General features: G+C 40.9%; 16 protein-coding genes. 7 read left to right on the top strand and 9 right to left on the bottom strand.

Going from position 1 to position 17,748, the window contains the following annotated elements; translation table 11 throughout:
* Positions 1–46: 46 nt before the first annotated feature.
* From guaA to NSQ17_RS03190, 5 genes are all read right to left on the bottom strand, one after another.
* A complete protein-coding gene (gene guaA / locus NSQ17_RS03210; protein ID WP_041506683.1) occupies positions 47–1,588 on the bottom strand; it encodes a glutamine-hydrolyzing GMP synthase in 1,542 nt (513 codons plus the stop codon).
* A 185-nt stretch (positions 1,589–1,773) separates the two neighbouring features.
* Positions 1,774–3,972 (bottom strand): transglutaminaseTgpA domain-containing protein, encoded by a 2,199-nt coding sequence (locus NSQ17_RS03205; protein WP_342467844.1) that lies wholly within the window; start codon positions 3,970–3,972, stop codon positions 1,774–1,776.
* An 11-nt stretch (positions 3,973–3,983) separates the two neighbouring features.
* Positions 3,984–5,174 (bottom strand): DUF58 domain-containing protein, encoded by a 1,191-nt coding sequence (locus NSQ17_RS03200; RefSeq protein WP_342467843.1) that lies wholly within the window; start codon positions 5,172–5,174, stop codon positions 3,984–3,986.
* Positions 5,171–6,133, bottom strand: a complete 963-nt coding sequence (locus tag NSQ17_RS03195) for a MoxR family ATPase (protein ID WP_017366721.1) — start codon at positions 6,131–6,133, stop codon at positions 5,171–5,173. Before NSQ17_RS03195 ends, NSQ17_RS03200 begins: the two co-directional genes overlap by 4 nt.
* A gap of 102 nt (positions 6,134–6,235) precedes the next feature.
* Positions 6,236–7,135, bottom strand: coding sequence for a cation diffusion facilitator family transporter (locus tag NSQ17_RS03190; RefSeq protein ID WP_008344349.1), 900 nt, complete (start codon positions 7,133–7,135; stop codon positions 6,236–6,238).
* A gap of 482 nt (positions 7,136–7,617) precedes the next feature.
* On the opposite strand from NSQ17_RS03190, the gene gabP reads away from it, so the two are divergent.
* The 3 genes from gabP to NSQ17_RS03175 all read left to right on the top strand — a co-directional run bounded on the left by gabP (position 7,618) and on the right by NSQ17_RS03175 (position 11,274).
* Entirely contained in the window at positions 7,618–9,006 is a 1,389-nt protein-coding gene (gene gabP, locus NSQ17_RS03185; RefSeq protein ID WP_340959988.1) for a GABA permease, read from the top strand.
* Positions 9,007–9,103: 97 nt separating this feature from the next.
* Positions 9,104–10,633, top strand: coding sequence for a multicopper oxidase domain-containing protein (locus NSQ17_RS03180; protein WP_072367833.1), 1,530 nt, complete (start codon positions 9,104–9,106; stop codon positions 10,631–10,633).
* A 266-nt stretch (positions 10,634–10,899) separates the two neighbouring features.
* Entirely contained in the window at positions 10,900–11,274 is a 375-nt protein-coding gene (locus NSQ17_RS03175) for a carboxymuconolactone decarboxylase family protein (RefSeq protein WP_212361029.1), read from the top strand.
* Between the two features lie 218 nt (positions 11,275–11,492).
* On the opposite strand, the gene NSQ17_RS03170 is transcribed toward NSQ17_RS03175, so the two are convergent.
* Both NSQ17_RS03170 and NSQ17_RS03165 read right to left on the bottom strand, forming a co-directional pair.
* Entirely contained in the window at positions 11,493–12,542 is a 1,050-nt protein-coding gene (locus tag NSQ17_RS03170; RefSeq protein ID WP_342467842.1) for a hypothetical protein, read from the bottom strand.
* A 73-nt stretch (positions 12,543–12,615) separates the two neighbouring features.
* Positions 12,616–12,984 (bottom strand): RlpA-like double-psi beta-barrel domain-containing protein, encoded by a 369-nt coding sequence (locus NSQ17_RS03165; RefSeq protein WP_003213878.1) that lies wholly within the window; start codon positions 12,982–12,984, stop codon positions 12,616–12,618.
* A gap of 210 nt (positions 12,985–13,194) precedes the next feature.
* Between NSQ17_RS03165 and NSQ17_RS03160 the strand changes: the two genes are divergently transcribed.
* The 3 genes from NSQ17_RS03160 (at position 13,195) to NSQ17_RS03150 (ending at position 15,147) form a co-directional block, all read left to right on the top strand.
* Positions 13,195–13,869 (top strand): hypothetical protein, encoded by a 675-nt coding sequence (locus NSQ17_RS03160; RefSeq protein WP_041093255.1) that lies wholly within the window; start codon positions 13,195–13,197, stop codon positions 13,867–13,869.
* A 321-nt stretch (positions 13,870–14,190) separates the two neighbouring features.
* Positions 14,191–14,658, top strand: a complete 468-nt coding sequence (locus NSQ17_RS03155) for a hypothetical protein (RefSeq protein WP_017366718.1) — start codon at positions 14,191–14,193, stop codon at positions 14,656–14,658.
* A 138-nt stretch (positions 14,659–14,796) separates the two neighbouring features.
* On the top strand, positions 14,797–15,147 hold the full coding sequence (locus NSQ17_RS03150; RefSeq protein ID WP_008344359.1) for a DUF4064 domain-containing protein: 351 nt from the start codon (positions 14,797–14,799) through the stop codon (positions 15,145–15,147).
* A 45-nt stretch (positions 15,148–15,192) separates the two neighbouring features.
* On the opposite strand, the gene NSQ17_RS03145 is transcribed toward NSQ17_RS03150, so the two are convergent.
* Together NSQ17_RS03145 and NSQ17_RS03140 are read right to left on the bottom strand one after the other, a co-directional pair.
* The gene (locus tag NSQ17_RS03145) at positions 15,193–15,618 is read right to left on the bottom strand and encodes a hypothetical protein (RefSeq protein ID WP_039170032.1); all 426 of its coding nucleotides are present in this window, start codon (positions 15,616–15,618) and stop codon (positions 15,193–15,195) included.
* A gap of 153 nt (positions 15,619–15,771) precedes the next feature.
* A complete protein-coding gene (locus tag NSQ17_RS03140; protein WP_058336442.1) occupies positions 15,772–15,951 on the bottom strand; it encodes a hypothetical protein in 180 nt (59 codons plus the stop codon).
* 316 nt (positions 15,952–16,267) lie between these two features.
* Between NSQ17_RS03140 and NSQ17_RS03135 the strand changes: the two genes are divergently transcribed.
* A complete protein-coding gene (locus NSQ17_RS03135) occupies positions 16,268–17,710 on the top strand; it encodes an ATP-binding protein (protein WP_342467841.1) in 1,443 nt (480 codons plus the stop codon).
* Positions 17,711–17,748 lie beyond the last annotated feature (38 nt).

Genomic DNA, 17,748 nt, shown 5'->3' with positions numbered 1-17,748 from the left:
AGAGCTAGAAACCCTTGATACACAAAGGTTTCTAGCTCTATTATAACTATTCCCACTCAATCGTAGCAGGCGGTTTACTCGTAATATCATACACCACGCGGTTCACATGCTTCACTTCATTCACGATACGAGTCGAGATCTTTTCAAGTACATCCCAAGGGATTCTTGCCCAGTCACTCGTCATACCGTCAATAGACGTAACAGCACGGATACCGATTGTGTAGTCGTATGTTCTTGCGTCACCCATGACACCTACGCTGCGAATGTCTGGGAGGACAGTGAAGTATTGCCAGATGTCGCGTTCAAGGCCGAAGTTGGCAATTTCTTCGCGTAGAATCGCATCCGATTCACGGACGATTTCTAGTTTTTCTTCAGAAATTTCACCTAGTACACGGATTCCTAGTCCTGGACCTGGGAATGGCTGTCTCCATACGATGTCGTCTGGAATACCTAGCTCTGACCCTAGAGCACGAACTTCATCCTTGAATAGTGTATTGAGTGGCTCAATCAATTCAAACTGCATGTCTTCTGGAAGACCGCCAACGTTGTGGTGAGATTTGATTGTTTGTGCCGTTGCTGTTCCACTCTCAATGATGTCAGTGTAAAGAGTTCCTTGTGCTAAGTAGTCGATTCCTTTTAGCTTGTCCGATTCGTCATCGAATACATAGATGAATTCGTTACCGATGATTTTACGTTTTTGCTCAGGATCAGACACACCTTTTAGCTTGTTTAAGAAGCGATCTTTCGCATCTACTTTAATCACGTTCATGTTGAAACCTTCGCTAAATGTTTTCATAACCCCTTCTGCTTCGCCTTTGCGAAGAAGACCGTGGTCAACGAAAATACATGTCAGCTGATCGCCGATGGCTTTGTGGATCAATACAGCCACAACAGATGAATCTACACCGCCGCTTAGTGCGCACAATACTTGTTTGTCGCCTACTGTTTCACGGATTTTCTGCATTTCGATTTCAATGAAGTTCTCCATTGACCATTTGCCATCGCACTCACATACGCCGAAGACAAAGTTCTTCAATAGATCATTTCCGTACTCAGAGTGACGTACCTCTGGGTGGAACTGAACGCCATAGAAATTCTTCTCAGCTAAGCTCATCGCTGAGTTTGGACAATGTGCACTTGTTGCATCAACTGTAAAGCCTTCTGGTACTTCAACGACAAGGTCACCATGGCTCATCCAAACGACTTGATCCGTTGGAAGGTCTTTGAATAAATCAGGTGTTCCGTTAATATGGATGTCTGCTTTTCCATATTCACGCTGGCTAGCCGCTTCTACTTTCCCACCTAAATAGTGAGTCATCAGCTGCATGCCGTAGCAAATGCCTAGAACCGGAATACCTAGATCAAAAATCTTTTCGTCACAGCGGAAAGATCCTTCATCATATACACTGTTTGGTCCACCAGAAAGGATGATTCCTTTCGGCGCCATTTCTTTAATTTCTTCAGCAGTTAAAGTGTGCGGATGAAGCTCACTGTACACACCAAATTCACGAATACGGCGAGTGATCAGCTGATTGTACTGACTACCGAAATCGAGAACCAAAATCATTTCATTTACTAAATTTGTCATGGTGTCACCTCTATGTCCAATATAGTTTTTATAAACGCACAGAAAAAATGAGAGGAGAAAACCTGCTCTCAGTGTAAATCACGCTTTTGAAGCGCCCAGACTCACATCCGAACGCTTCAATTTCATGTATTTTAGAAGGTTTTAATATTCACCTATTCTAACAACAGGAAGGTACGGGGTCAAGACTATCTCCTGTTTATTAAATTTTCCCATAACTTCACCGACTGCCGCCAAAGCGCCGACGCATCTTCTTGTCGATAGAGCGCCCGCTCATAGAACTGCGTTAGCTCAGACATGTGATGATTCCCTTCCTTGTCATCGATCAAAGAAGCAAATTCTCTTAGCGTCATGCCTGGCTTTTTATCGATCCCTCTGCGCCTTAGCTGTTTTAATAGAGCAGCATATGCGTAGAAAAAAGCTTCCTCATCTGGCAGACGTTTTACCTTTCTCACAATAAAGATTGGCAGCCATCTTGCTCTAAACCGGTAAAGCATCCAGCCTATAAATCCAAGAAAGACAATGACACCTGCTGCGTAGCCCAAGATTGAACCAACATGAACCATACTTGGCTTTGCTTTAGTTGCTTGTTCCTCTTGTTTTGCCGCCTGTTCTGGTTCTTGTTGCTGCGGCTGTTGTGTCTGCTCGTTTTCTTGTTGATCAGATGCGGGCTGATCTTTTTCATCCTGTTGATCATCTGTTTGGTCGTTGTTAGCCGTTGTTTCATTCGTAAATGTCTCTGGGTTCGTGAACCCTTTTGTCGGTTCAAAAGTCACCCAGCCACGGTTTGGAAAATACACCTCTACCCATGAATGCGCATTGTTATTGGTCACTTCATACACATTGTTTCCATCCATTTGTGTTTCATATAACTGACCTGACGTGTACCCTTTCACCCATCTCGCCGGAATTCCAATCGAGCGAAGCATGACAATCATAGAGGTTGAAAAGTTATCACAATAGCCAATCATCGTATCAAATAAGAACTGATCCACATAGTCTTCGTCACGCCCAGGCACAGCGACATTTTGGGTTTCATATGAAAACTTCGCAGATCCTAAATAATCCTCAATCGCTTTTGCTTTATCATACATATTATCCTTCGTTTCCGTTAAGCTGTTCGCCAATGTTTTCACACGCTCTGGTAGCGAGGATGGGAGCTGCAAGTATTCACGTCCGACCTGCTGGTTCACTTGCTGCTTGGTCGGTACTTTGATCCGCTGTAAGTCCTCTAGGATAAATGTAGGTGATAAGAAGCTGACTCGATAGTTCCCTAAATTTTTGGGCGGGTTTTGAGTGGACGGGACAATTTTCTCCGTTTTGCCCATCATTTGCAGTGGAATGTTTTCCATCGGCGTCATCATAACCGTACCAATCGGATAAACAGCATGATTAAATCGATAATTTGATTCCATATCGACTCTCGTTTCATGCTCCTCTGTTTTCACGCGATTGGTAAACCACTGGTTCGGCACTTCATTCCCTTTTAACCGAGTAGGTTTCGTATCATTTGAAGCATCCTCCCAGCCTTTCCCCGTGTAAATACTTTTTGTTTCTACACGAAAATAAGACGGCTCTTTTCCGCTCCATTTAAATACCGGTGTACGGTCCTCACTAAACGGTCCCCCAAGCGACGAATCATCCGCACTATATCCCACCTTATTCTGCCCGGCAGAACCATCTTGATTCGTGACCGCTTTAAAAAACGGGACAGGGTCAGGCCATTTCGGATCAGATTTTGGCAAAGAAGCACCGAGTGATGCTGATACAAGAACAAGTGCCAGCATGGGTAAGAACCAATTGAGACGAGCTTTCTGTGACACCCGCACACCTTCAGCCAAACGAAGCCGGTCGAAATAGAGCAGGCCAAGCAAACAAAAGCCAAATACCATAATTCGAACGATCGCAAAAGTCGCATCATAAGGTGTAAACGTATCAAGAATCGTGACATATACAATCGTCATCAGTAAAAAGAAAAAGATACGCTGCTGATACACAACCCAATAATGAAGCAAATAAACAAGTAGCCAAAGCAAAATATAAAACAACAATGTGCGGAAAGACGGATACATGTCACTCCACATGCCCATGCTCATCAAAGAAATATTATCTTGAATATCAGCAAACAGCGCAGGCAGATAACTTGGCTCTGATTGATAAAAAATCAAATATAATGCGAGCAAGATCAATCCAGCACAAATAGGAAACGTCACATACCACTTCAATCGAAAGAACGTAAACAAACACGTAAGCCCTATAAAAATGATGAAATAAGACGTATGACTCGTCTCTGTAAAATCTTGAAGTGGACGAAGCCACTCCCAAAGCAGCAGAAATGCGACAGCATAATAGATGAACAACTCAAAACGGCTTTGCCGCTGATGCATATAAATGTTTGTCACCTCACAGTTCTTTCGTGCAGCCGGTCCTCAAATAAAAGGGTCGTGTGTATCCCAGAAGCTTTAAGCCGGTCCACAAGCTGTTTTTCTTTTGCCGTCAATCGATCAACGGCTCTCTTCACTAAAAGAACGGTGATGTTCTTTCTGTTTCGATTCCCAAGTAAAATGGCAGCAAGCTCTTCTTGCAGATGACCTGTCACCACATACTTTCCTGTCTGCTGGTGCTCACTCGATGTTAATGATTGATAATCAGGTGCACGAGAAGGCTGATACTGCACCTTTGTTAAATAGTAGAGCATGTCCTGTAAATGCCACTCTCCTTGATCCACTCGAAATAAGTGCTGATCCCCAAGCGGGACAAGGCCTACCGGCACCCCTTTTTTCACAGCCGTTTGCAGAACAGACGCAGCCATAGACACAATCGTTTCAAAAGCGGCTTCATCTGTAAAATCAGCAAACACCACCAGATCCTTTGTCTGATTCTGTTCAAACTCCTTCGTCATAAGCTGACCTCTTCTAGCTGTTGTCTTCCAGTCCACCCAAGCGAAACGATCTCCTTGCTGGTATTCACGCACGCCTGTCGTCACATTTGTCGGTTCATTTAACCAAGAGTGCACCGCTTTGCCTCCATTTTCATTCACCGATGCAGCAGATTCTACAGGAATATTCAACATTTTCGGATACACAAGCAATGTTTTCTCTAATGGAAGAATCACTTCTTTTTCAACAAACCCAAACATATCACCCGTTTTAATTCTAACCGCCGTCAATTGATGCTCTCCCCGCACGATGTCATTGAATTGATATGAAAATCGCCACGTTTTCCGAAACCAAGGAAAGATCATTCGCTTCATTTCAATCTGTTCCTGTAAATGGAAGGTATCCGGCGGGTCATCCTCAAGTATGACGTACACGTACGGAAATAAATTCGTCCGCTTGATTTCAAGGTCAACAGACAGCACATCCCCTGCCTTTAACCGGGTATGCTGTAATGTCCTTTTGGCTGTTGCACGAAGTGGAACAAGGGCAAACAACAAAGCATACAAAGCATATGGTGAAAATGCATAAAAAAGGAACCAGCTCACAAAGCCGCCCTGAAACATGGCATAGCAAAAGGCTGCTGCTGTAAGGAGAAGGAGCATAAACACCCGTAACCATAGTGAAAAAGCGAAACGGTCACGTGACTTCATTGAGTCATCGACTTTTGAACTGGTACGCCAATATGCTCAATCATCTGTCGCAACAGTGTCTCCGCCTTCTTCCCTTCATATGTTGCTTCTGATGTCAAAATCATGCGATGCGGCAATGTGTAAGGCGCCAAATACTGTACATCATCAGGAATCACATAATCCCGCCTGTTCAACAGCGCATACGCCTGAGCCGCTTTCATCAATGCAATTGAACCCCTTGGGCTCACACCTAAATAGACAGACGGATGATTTCGCGTCGCTTGGGCGATTTCGACAATATATTCTTTAATCGATGCATCCACATGTACGGTCTGAACCGCTTGCTGCAAAGCATGGATATGATCTTTTGTCATGACTGCCTGAAGCGTGTCAATTGGCGATTGTTTCTCCTGCAAATTCAGCACCTCAAGCTCCTCCAGCATGGTTGGATACCCCATCTGCAGCTTGAACAAGAAACGGTCCATTTGCGCCTCTGGAAGTGGATAGGTTCCCTCATACTCCACTGGATTTTGCGTAGCCATCACAAAGAAAGGATCTGCCAGCGGCATCGTTTCTCCGTCCACTGTGACACTGCCTTCTTCCATCGCTTCAAGAAGGGCTGATTGTGTTTTAGGAGAGGTTCGGTTGATTTCATCAGCCAAAATAATCTGCCCCATAATCGGTCCTTGTCTAAATTCAAACTCGTTTGTCTTTTTATTATAAATCGACACACCTGTTACATCTGAAGGCAAAAGGTCAGGCGTAAATTGGATTCGCTTAAACTCACACCCAATGGATTTTGCCAGAGCACGAACCATCATGGTCTTCCCAACGCCAGGCACATCCTCTAATAGCACATGCCCCTTCGCCAAAATCGCAACAAGGCTTAATATCGCAATATCTTTTTTCCCCACCATCACTTTATTGATGTTATCTACGATTTTTTGTAAATCTGAATGCATCGGTTCATCAAATGCCATCCTGATCCTCCTATCACGTTTCCGTCAATTTTCATATAGTCTAACTTTACCATACAACACACATTTGCATGAAACATCAACACGTAGAAAAAAGAAGCCTTCTCACGATGGAAAAGACTTCTGCTCCTCTTTAGGCTCACTTGCTGGTTCCATATGAACATGAGAGTGTAAAATATCATGTTCCTGCTTCATTCTGCGTTCAATTTCATCTGCAATATCATGGCTTTCTGCGATGTTTAAATGCGGTTCTACTTCAACGACCACATCCACATGGACGGTGCTTCCAAGATAACGAGCTTTAATGTCTTTCAAATCGCCCACTCCTGGTGTCGCTTCAATCGTCTCTTTATATTTAGACATATCTTTTATATGAAAACCGTCCGTTAACGAATGAGACGCATCTCTGAAAATCTCCCACGCTGTTTTACAGATAATTAAGCCAATCACAAACGCAGCAAGCGTATCAACCCACGCCAGCTGAAATTGAGAGGCGATAATTCCGACAAACGTCCCGATACTCACATAAGCATCTGATTTATTATCAGCCGCTGCCGCATATAGCGCCTGGCTATTAATTCGTTTAGACAGTTTACGGTTATACATATACACACCATACATCACAACAGCACTTCCTGCTGCCGTCCAAGCTGCAATCATATCAGGCGTTTGATGCTCTGATGAGAAAAGCGACTGGCCTGCACTCAGCAAAACCTGAAGCCCGACAAGCATCATAATAAAGGAAGCCACAAGTGACGCAATATTTTCAGCTCTAAAATGACCGTATGGATGATCCTCATCAGGTGGCTTCTGAGAAATACGCAGCCCAATTAATACGGCCAGCGAAGCAATGATATCAGTCGTATTATTCAAGCCATCTGCGGAAAGGGCTTCTGAATGAAACACATACCCAATGATCAGTTTGACAGCAGATAAGATCACATAGGCTATAATGCTGACCCAAGCACCTGTTTCACCTTGTCTTAATTCGTTGTAGCGCTCCATACCGAACAGCGCCTCCTCACACATTACTTTTCTATATTTATCTTACAAAGCCAAGCCCGTGTGGGTCTACAGCAACATGATTCGCTTGAATCAGCAAAATAGGATACATAGAAATGTGTTGACCTAAGCAAACTTATTTTTATAAGGTCAATTGACCTCAAGACCTACTCCCATCAATGTTTTTCAAAACCACCCCGAAAAATGAAAAAGAACAAAATCACTCTACTATCTAATTGTCAGAATAGTTTTATTTCAAAACACAACTTTTCTTTCTTCCTTCTTATGCTATTTTTAAGAATGGGCAGAGGAAAATGAGGGAACATAATCTCTCAAATCCTTTATACTTTTTAACATCATGTTAAGAGGTTTGAAATGTCAGTTTGATAACCTGTCCAATGCTGAATGACAATTCAGTATGATAAAATTTAAAATATTCTAAAAACAAACTCTCGAATAAAAGAGAAATGTTTGGAGGTAAAGAAATGTCCAACATGACAAACGGTCTTCAAAAAAACCTTAAGACAAGACATATTTCAATGATCTCCATTGCCGGGGTCATTGGGGCAGGGCTATTTGTTGGTAGTGGTGCTGTCATTCATTCTGCAGGGCCTGGATCGATTCTTTCCTATTCATTTGCCGGACTTCTGGTCATCTTTATTATGAGAATGCTTGGAGAAATGGCATGTGCCTATCCGACAAGCGGCTCTTTCTCACAATATGCGAGCGACGCCATCGGCCCGTGGGCCGGGTTTACAATCGGCTGGCTTTACTGGTTCTTCTGGGTCATCGTCATCGCCATCGAAGCCATTGCCGGTGCTGCCATTATTCAATATTGGTATGGAGATGCACCTGTTTGGCTCACAAGTCTTATCCTCACAATCCTCTTAACTTTGACAAATATCTTTTCTGTTAAATCTTTTGGCGAATTTGAATATTGGTTTTCATTGATTAAAGTCATCAGCATTATTCTATTCCTACTCATTGGTTTTGCATTTATCTTTGGTTTTGGCGGTCATCATACTGCAGGTCTTGCCAATTTAACGGGGAATGGCGGTTTCCTTCCAAACGGATTCGGCTCTGTGCTCCTCGGGATTGTCGTTGTCATCTTTTCCTTCATGGGAACCGAGATTGTGGCAATTGCCGCAGGTGAATCAGCAGACCCTGTCAAATCTGTGACAACAGCTACCCGTTCAGTTGTATGGCGTATTATTGTGTTCTACGTCGGGTCGATCGCCGTCGTTGTCACTTTACTCCCATGGAATTCAGCGAATATTTTAACAAGCCCGTTCGTTGCAGTATTAGAATACATCGGTGTCCCATCAGCCGCTCAAGTCATGAACGTCATTGTTTTAACAGCCGTTCTTTCTTGTTTAAACTCCGGCCTATACACAACGTCCAGAATGCTTTATTCATTAGCTGAAAGAGGCGAAGCACCAAAACGTTTTATGAAAATCAGCAAACGCGGTGTCCCTGTAGCAGCGACAGTCGCAGGTACCTTCTTTTCCTATATTGCCGTCATGATGAACTACTTTTACCCTGAAACCATCTTTCTATTTCTAGTCAATGCCTCTGGTGCCATTGCACTTCTTGTCTACTTGGTCATTGCCGTTTCACAATTAAGAATGCGTCGTAAAATTGAAAAAGAAAATCCAGAGCAACTCAAAATCAAAATGTGGCTGTTCCCATACCTTACGTACTTTACCATTTTGGTCATCTGCGCCATCTTGGCCTCTATGCTGTTTATCGAATCGATGAGACCTCAGCTCATACTGACAAGCATCATTACCATCGGTGTACTAGCCGCCTACTTCATCTTTAAACCGAATAAAAAAGTGCCTGCAAGTGCAGCGCTTGAAAATAAACACCCTTAATTCTCCCGCTGAAAAGCGGGTTTTTTTATTTTATTCACCTATTTGGATGTCCGCACTTATAATGTATCAAATTGATTTTAAGTGAGGATTAGTCAACATGAACCTAGAAAAGTTTGTTGACGAGCTGCCAATTCCAGAAGTCGCAGAGCCCGTCAAAAAAAACCCAAGACAAACGTATTATGAAATCGCTATGGAGGAGGTGTTCCTAAAAGTTCATAGAGATCTGCCCCCAACCAAGCTATGGACCTATAATGGCAGTTTGCCGGGTCCAACCATTAAAGCGAATCGAAATGAAAAGGTCAAAGTGAAATGGATGAACAAATTGCCGCTGAAACACTTCCTGCCTGTCGATCATACCATTCACGCTGGACATCATGATGAACCCGAAGTCAAAACAGTCGTTCACCTGCATGGGGGCGTGACACCTGCAAGCAGTGACGGTTATCCGGAGGCTTGGTTTTCGCGAGACTTTGAAGCGACCGGTCCCTTCTTTGAACGAGAGGTTTACGAATACCCTAATCACCAGCAAGCATGCACATTGTGGTATCACGATCATGCCATGGCATTAACACGATTAAATGTATACGCCGGATTAGCTGGCTTTTATTTGATCTCAGATGCGTTTGAAAAATCACTCGAATTACCGAAAGATGAATATGATATCCCTTTAATGATCATGGACCGGACATTCCAGGAGGATGGCGCACTGTTTTATCCAAGTAGACCAAATAACACACCAGAAGATAGTGACCTTCCAGATCCCTCCATCGTGCCATTTTTTTGCGGGGAAACGATTTTAGTCAATGGAAAAGTTTGGCCGTATTTAGAAGTAGAGCCGCGAAAATATCGTTTTCGTATCTTAAACGCGTCCAATACAAGAACTTACGAGCTTCATCTAGATAACGACGCCACAATCTTACAAATTGGATCTGATGGCGGCTTTTTGCCAAGACCTGTTCATCACCAATCTTTTAGCATTGCACCTGCTGAACGTTTTGATGTCATCATCGACTTCTCAGCTTATGAAAACAAAACGATTGTTTTAAAAAATACGGCAGGCTGCGGTCAGGATGTCAATCCAGAAACAGATGCGAACATTATGCAGTTTAAAGTCACTCGTCCGCTCAAAGGAAGAGCAGCTAAAACATTACGTCCGATCTTCAAACCACTGCCACCGCTCCGACCGAGCCGAGCTGATAACGAGCGAACGCTAACGCTTACTGGCACACAAGATAAATATGGGCGCCCGATTTTATTGCTAGATAACCGGTTTTGGAATGATCCTGTCACGGAAAATCCTCGACTTGGTAGTGTAGAGGTATGGAACATTGTCAACCCAACAAGGGGCACACACCCTATTCATTTACATCTTGTTCAATTTCGGGTGATTGATAGAAGACCATTCGATACAGACATCTATCAATCAACAGGTGAAATCGTGTATACAGGACCAAATGAAGCGCCTCCTTTGCATGAACAAGGCTACAAGGATACAATTCAGGCGCATGCCGGTGAAGTCATTCGCATCATCGCTCGGTTTGTCCCATATAGCGGACGATATGTGTGGCATTGTCACATTTTAGAACACGAGGATTATGACATGATGCGGCCGATGGATATCATTTAGTAAATATGAAACCTCCTCTCTCTTAATTGCGTAATATAAAAAGGGCTAACAGCTTCTATATATTAGCCCTCTATTTTCTTTTCAATCTCCATGAGAAAAACGAACAATGTATCGCATGAATGGCATTTTTTTGAACATTCCACACTTAAAAAGTTGACGAAGTAAACCGATAATACTACTATATACCCATTACCTCTATCAAAAGGCACTTAAGAAACCAAGCACGAACAAATAGAAAATCGTCATAAAAAACGGAGGAGTTCAATTTGAATGAAGAAAAAGAGACTTGCCATGTCAAGCAAGAAACAGTGGCAGGTAACAGGGAGAAGCTTTCAATTCATGAAAACGAGAGCATTCGATCAAACATTGAACAACTAACAATTGAACTCGGTGAACAAAAAGAATTCAATCACTTCATATTAGATGAAAAACAGAAGACCATCAGCACATTATCGGCTCTCATTGCAAAAGGTGATTGTGATGAAGAGTTAAAAGCTCATTTTGTACAAGCATTACATATCGGGCTCTCTGTTATAGAGATTATGGAGATCATTAAGCACTGTACAAAGGTTGCAGGATTCCCTCATTCCATTAATGCCTTGTTTATTTTTCAAAACTTACTAGATGAAAACAATAAATAAATAAGAGAAAACGAGAAGTCTTCTGTCCTCTCGTTTTTTTATTTCCACTTACTTTACTCTCTTACGCTGATTCTGTCACAGTAGCAAAATATCAAAATACCACTCATTTCCTTGCTTAAAAAGTGATGTTCATTTCACAAATCCGCATTTTTCACCGACACATCCCATGACAAAATAAAAAAACGTCCAGTTATATAAAATAACTGAACGCGCACCTTTTACCGATTGACAGTGAAATTGTTAACAATCCCGCCTTCTTTCTCCCAAGCGGTTTCTACTGTTTTCTTCTTAATATCATATTCAAAAATGGTTCTGACCTTCGCCTTTCGTCCTGTGTCATCCTTTAATTCCTTTGCGTTCTTTGCAACACCTAAGAAATAAACAGATGTACCATCCGCAGAAAATTGTGGCTGGGCAGCACTTAAAATACGCACATCTTGGCTGTTTTTAACAAGTGGCTTTGTTTTTCCTGTATCTACATCCATCACCTTAATAGATGATACTTCTTTTTCATTTCGAACCTTCACTTCTGTATAAATGAGTTTTTTATGATCTGGTGAAAAAGAAATATCATTGATGGTTTGAGAAATACGTGCAATTCGCTTACCCTTCTCACCTGTTTGAAGGGTAATCTTCATGGTCGTTGGTTCAGGATCCATTCCTTTTTCATTTGCCTCATCCGTCTTTTTATAATCCTCTTTTAACGAATAATGCTGAATGGCCAACAGATTTGATGCTGGATCATAAGCAAAAGAACTCACCGTATCATCATTACTTTTTTCTGGATATAACACTTTCACTTTCTGTGTTTTCAAATCAAAAGACGCTACATAAAATTGCTCACCTGAATCCTTGTTATACCTTAGATATAACTGTTTTCCGTCACCAGAAAGTCTCATACTGTCGATTGAATCGTCACTCGTAAAGAGCGTTTTTTCTTTATCCGTTTTCACATTCAATTCCCGTATACTTACTTTTTGTGTGTCTTCATCTGTATACGTGTAGTATAAAAGCTGTTTCGCCTGATCATAAGCAATTGAAGGATATGCTGTCAGTTTCTCTGTATGAAGCGCCTTATCATGCAAGTAATAAGTATTGTTTAACTTTTGATCCGTAAATGAAACAAGCAATTCGTCTTTTGCATCTTGATTTGTTTTCACTTTTCCTACATGTTTTGCCTCTTGCCCCGGCTTCATCATGAAGAAGATGACGGCCGCAATTACTGCGACTCCAATCACTGTGATGATCCACCATGTTGATTTTTTCATTGATTTTCAGACCCTCTCCACAAGAAAAGAAGCCAGAAAATGTACTTTTCCCGCTTCTTTGCATGCCTATGTATTAATAAGTGTAATGCCCTTTAACGACACCTTTACTTGTTTTATACCCAAGTGCTTTGAATGCTTTCGGACTTACGTCTAATACTGCGTTTGGCATTCTACCTACATCATATTTATATACTGTAATCACTTTATGTGGTTTCGCTTTTGTTGTCACTCTTAGTTTTGTACCTTTTTTCGGTACGTCAAATCCCATTTTTGTTGCTGCATCCCAATGACCGAGTTTTTTTCCATCTGCGCCTTTTTTACCGACACCATTATACCATGTAATATTGCCGCTTACTTTTTTTGCACTTGCTCCATGTGAGAAACTAAACGCTAAAAATAAACTAGCTACTGTTACGATTGTCGCGATAAGCTTTTTATTCATTAAAAAATCCTCCGTATTTGGTTTCTGACCCTATTATACATGAAGATGCACCCAGTTATTTTACAGTCACATTACAATTCGAATACAAGTTGACCACTTAATGACCGATTTTGTTCATAAATTTCACCAAAAACAGCCAGAACATTGTCAGTAGATCCCTCCCTTTTGTTTTATATAATAGAAATGAATCAAAGATAAGGAGGAATTTTCATGAAAAAGTGGTTCATCGTTTTGAGTGTAAGTTTGACCTTCGTATTGATGCTTTCAAGTATTCCTGCCTCTGCGGCTGGTCCTCGTCACGGCGCCATCGTGACACAAACGGATGAAGCCAAATGGTCAGGTATCTCGGCTGATATTGTGCTGCCAAAAACAGCCACTATTAAAAATGGCTATGCCGACTGGTATCTTGGTCTCGGTTCTGCCGTTGTTGAGAGCGGGATTTCAAAAACATCTTCTGGTTATAAGGTATTCCTGGGCACCGGCTCCCAAGGCGGCAGTCAATATTGGAACAGCGAATACGATTCAAGTATTAAAGATGGTGCACGTGTCAACTTAAAGCTCATCAACAATGGTGATGGCACAGTGTCACTATACGTCAACGGGAAACTGCGTTATAAACAGCCTGTTTTCAACCCTAGTCGTCTGAAAGACCTCGATGTCGTCAAAATGGTACACGGCGTACAAGATAATGGAACAAACAGCTACTCGCAAGCAAGCTTCTCTAATGTACAGCTTCGTGCAAATACATCTGGAAGTGTCTACAAAAAATGGGACGGCACCGTCAAATCATCTCTTTTACGCAAAAATCTAGAATCTGGTGCTCCGGCTCCAAAATTCACAGTCATTTCGTCTATCCCACTTAGTACAACCCTTTCAGCACAATAAAACACGAGCACCCAACTTTGGGTGCTTCAAAATTGCTGACAAAGAGCTAAAATGATTTTATTTTAGCTCTTTGTCTTCTTTTCAGCGTGCAAGAAAACCTTTGCAGTCTAGGAAGGGCGAGCACCGGCGCGGAGCGAATTTGACATTCGTGAGCACCGGCGCGCAGGCCTGACACCGAATGCGAGGGTTTGTCTACACGCTGGAGCACCCAACTTTGGGTGCTTTTGATTGTTCACAGCTTATCAACACTTCTCTTTTAATCAAAACATCAATTCGTGGTAACATAAGCATACATACTTTGAAGAACAAAGGAGAAAGAACGTGAGAAAAAGTCTACTTGTTTTCATGAGTCTTGTTGCAACCTTCTCTATCCTAGCAGCATGCTCAAATACGGCAAAAGAAGAAAAAACAGAATCTACGGCACTTCCAACGATTAATGAACGCATTCAAAATGAAACGAAAGAGGTTATGGAGCAGTCTAAGCTCGTAAAAGACACAGCGATCACAGTTGATCAAAAGAAAAAAGTCATTTCCTTAAACGTGACGGCTTCATCTGAGACCAATAGTGATTACGCTGAAGTCATTGGTTTGAACTTTGCCAAAACACTAGCTATTGGTGCATCCACTGAAAAGGAAAACAACCTGCATAAACCGGAAAATGACAGCCTCGGCGCCCTCTACTCCTTTTATGACCTAAACATTACCGTGAAACAGGAAAACGGAAAAGTACTGGCAAAAGGAAAGAAAACAACAAATGAAACAAAGATTACCTGGGAGAGAGCCCAGTAATTGGACAAGAAAATTCTTTATGGATTTTCTTGTTTTTTTTAACAAAACTATTAACATTGTGAAAAGAATGCCGATGAGTAAGATTGTGTTGGTTCTTAAGTACCAATAATTCTTATTTACATATCGGGGGAAAGTATCATGAAAAGAACAACGGAATTTGTTTTAGGCTTAATTGGAGGAATTTTTGGATTTTTCGGTGCAATGTTTGCCATTGCGTTTGGAGGACTCGATGCGGCATTTAGTGAATCAGGTACGAGTCAAATCACAGGATTAGGCTGGGCAGCGATGCTTTTCTCTATTCTTGCGATTGTGGCATCTGTTATCGTGAAGAAAAAAGCAAAGCTTGGCGGGATTTTATTATTAGTATCTGCTGTTGGTGGTATTATTTCTATTTCTATGTTCTTTATCCTTCCAGCTGTTTTAATCCTCATCGCAGGATGCATGGGTGTGTTTAGAAAAGAGCCTGTCAAAACAGTTCCAGCTGAATAAAGTTGATATAAAAAAGCTTGTAGAGGGCCACTCTACAAGCTTCTTTTATTGTATATTTTCATTTAAATCTTCTCTTATGATATCAATCAGCGTGTCAATATCCGAGTGAGCTCTAGATGCTAATCGTACCAGTAAATGATCGATATCCTCATACAAATGACGATCTTTCAACATATACTTCCCATAATACGGAATGACAAAGAAATAGAGCAAATCAGCTACTTCTAGTGCAACGTCATCACCAACTTCATTCTTTAACGCCTCCCCAACACATTGGATCAGCCAATTCAAATCTTCTTTCTTTTCAATCGGAACGTACATCAGCTGATGAATACGGTCCGTATCTCCCGTTTGTAAAATCTGCTCCGCTGCTCCCTTTGATAGAGCACCAATCTCTTTAGAAGATATATTAAGAACCGCGAATTCATTCTCTGATCTATCTTGATCCATTTGCAGCACGTTTTGGTCCATCTCGACTCACTCCCCGTTCTCAGATACTTTTATTATAAGGAATTCAGCTGATTTTTTATGGAAATAGTGGATTTTTTTATGTAATTTTAAAGAAAAAACTGTATGCTCTATGAAATCTCTTGTTTCTCAAATCAACAAAAGCACTTTTAATCGTCAGAGTGCATTTCTCATGCTTCTTCTAATTTTTTTCATCGCATCAGCCATTTCCACTTCTCCCTCTGCTTTCATCTGTTCAATGATGATGCCGGCATAATCCCTTTCGTGTTGATTTTGGATTAATTTAAAAGCAGCCTGAACTTCATCAATAAACTTAAAGCCTACTATACCTTTCATTTTGCTTTGCTAACAGTTTCTCAGACGACGTCTCCATAAAAACTCTCTGAAGTCTGTCAAATCAACCACCTCATCTTTTTATCATAATTTAAATACTAAATAATATCGTATTTCACAACTTGGATTTTTCTATTTTAGAAATGAATTTTATACAGAAGATAATTTCAGATTAAAGAAGAGGCAATCTTGAATATACTAACAGGTTCTATTTTTGGGGACAAAACCACAAATAAACATCAAATTATAGTCTAGTTTCAAAAGCATAAGGTATAATCATCTTATAAAAAATACCAATTGCAAAGGAGAAGCATTAATAATGAAAAAGTTCGATTTGAACATCGAAAAAGTATTAGAGCACTGGACCATTCCTCACGCCTTAAGAGAAATCATAGCAAATGCACTGGATGAATCAATTTTAACGAGCACCAAAGAGCCTCTTATTTTTAAAGATGAAGACAATAAATGGCATATAAGAGATTTTGGGAGAGGTCTAAAGTATGAACATCTAACACAAAATGAGAATATAGAAAAGACAGAGAATCCGGATAAAGTCATTGGCAAGTTCGGGGTAGGTTTAAAAGATGCATTGGCGACATTCGATCGAAGGAACGTAGAAATCCTCATCCAATCAAAATATAGTGATATTACAATAAAGAAGTTATCTAAGGGAGACTTTGACGATGTGGTAACTTTGCACGCCATCGTTAATAGTCCGACTAATCCTAATTTGGTAGGCACAGACTTTATGTTTACTGGTCTCAAAGATGATGATATAGAAAAAGCCAAGGAATTCTTCTTACTTTATTCTGGAGAAAAGACGATTGAAAAAACGAAGTATGGGGAACTCATTGAAAACAAAAAAAATCGTTCAAGAATCTACGTTAACGGAATTTGTGTAGCTGAGGAAGACAATTTACTCTTTTCTTACAATATCACTTCTACCACTAAGAAACTTCGTCAATCGTTAAATCGGGAGCGGACAAATGTAGGAAGAAGTGCTTACACAGACAGGGTAAAGTCTATTCTCTTAGAATGTAAGAGCCCAACATTCGCTGGAAAATTGGTCGATGATTTACAAAGGATTCAAACAGGAAATTATCACGATGAATTACAATGGATTGATGTTCAACTACACGCCTGTAAAATATTAAGTAGTCAGGACAAAAAAGTGATGTTTTTAAGTGCTTATGATTTAATGGATGGCGGTAAATACTTAAGTTACGCAAAAGAGGAAGGAATACGTATCATTACTGTTCCTGATTCACTAGCGAATAAACTTGAAACTAGTAAAGATCTGAATGGAAATAATTTCAGAAACTTGGAGACTTATGCGTTAGAATGGAACGAACAATTCGAATTTGATATCGTAAACGTCAACCAATTAACGGCTAAAGAAAAAGAAATTTTCAATTACAAGAATACCATAGTAAGTTGGTTCCCAAAAAAGAATAACCTTGTCCGTGATATTGTGATTTCCGTTTCAATGCGACCAGACAATTATACGGGTTCTGATGCACTTGGGTTATGGGAGCCGTCCACTAAACGAATTATCATTAAACGTAGCCAACTAAAAAATATACAATCATTCGCAGGTACACTTGTGCACGAGTTGGTGCACGCTCATACAAACACTGATGATAATACTATAGAATTCGAAAATGAATTAACTGAAATGCTTGGGAAATTATCTACTCTTATCCTTGAAAGTTCAAATCCTGTAAAACCCAAAAGTATGCTAAAAAGATTATTAAACAAATAGAAGGTGTATTTATCAAATTTCTTAAATCACATATAAAC

Source organism: Bacillus sp. FSL W8-0629 (assembly GCF_038593225.1).
GTDB lineage: Bacteria > Bacillota > Bacilli > Bacillales > Bacillaceae > Bacillus > Bacillus altitudinis.
The sequence above is the reverse complement of the archived record's forward strand: the minus strand, read 5'-3'. Positions and strand labels throughout refer to the sequence as shown.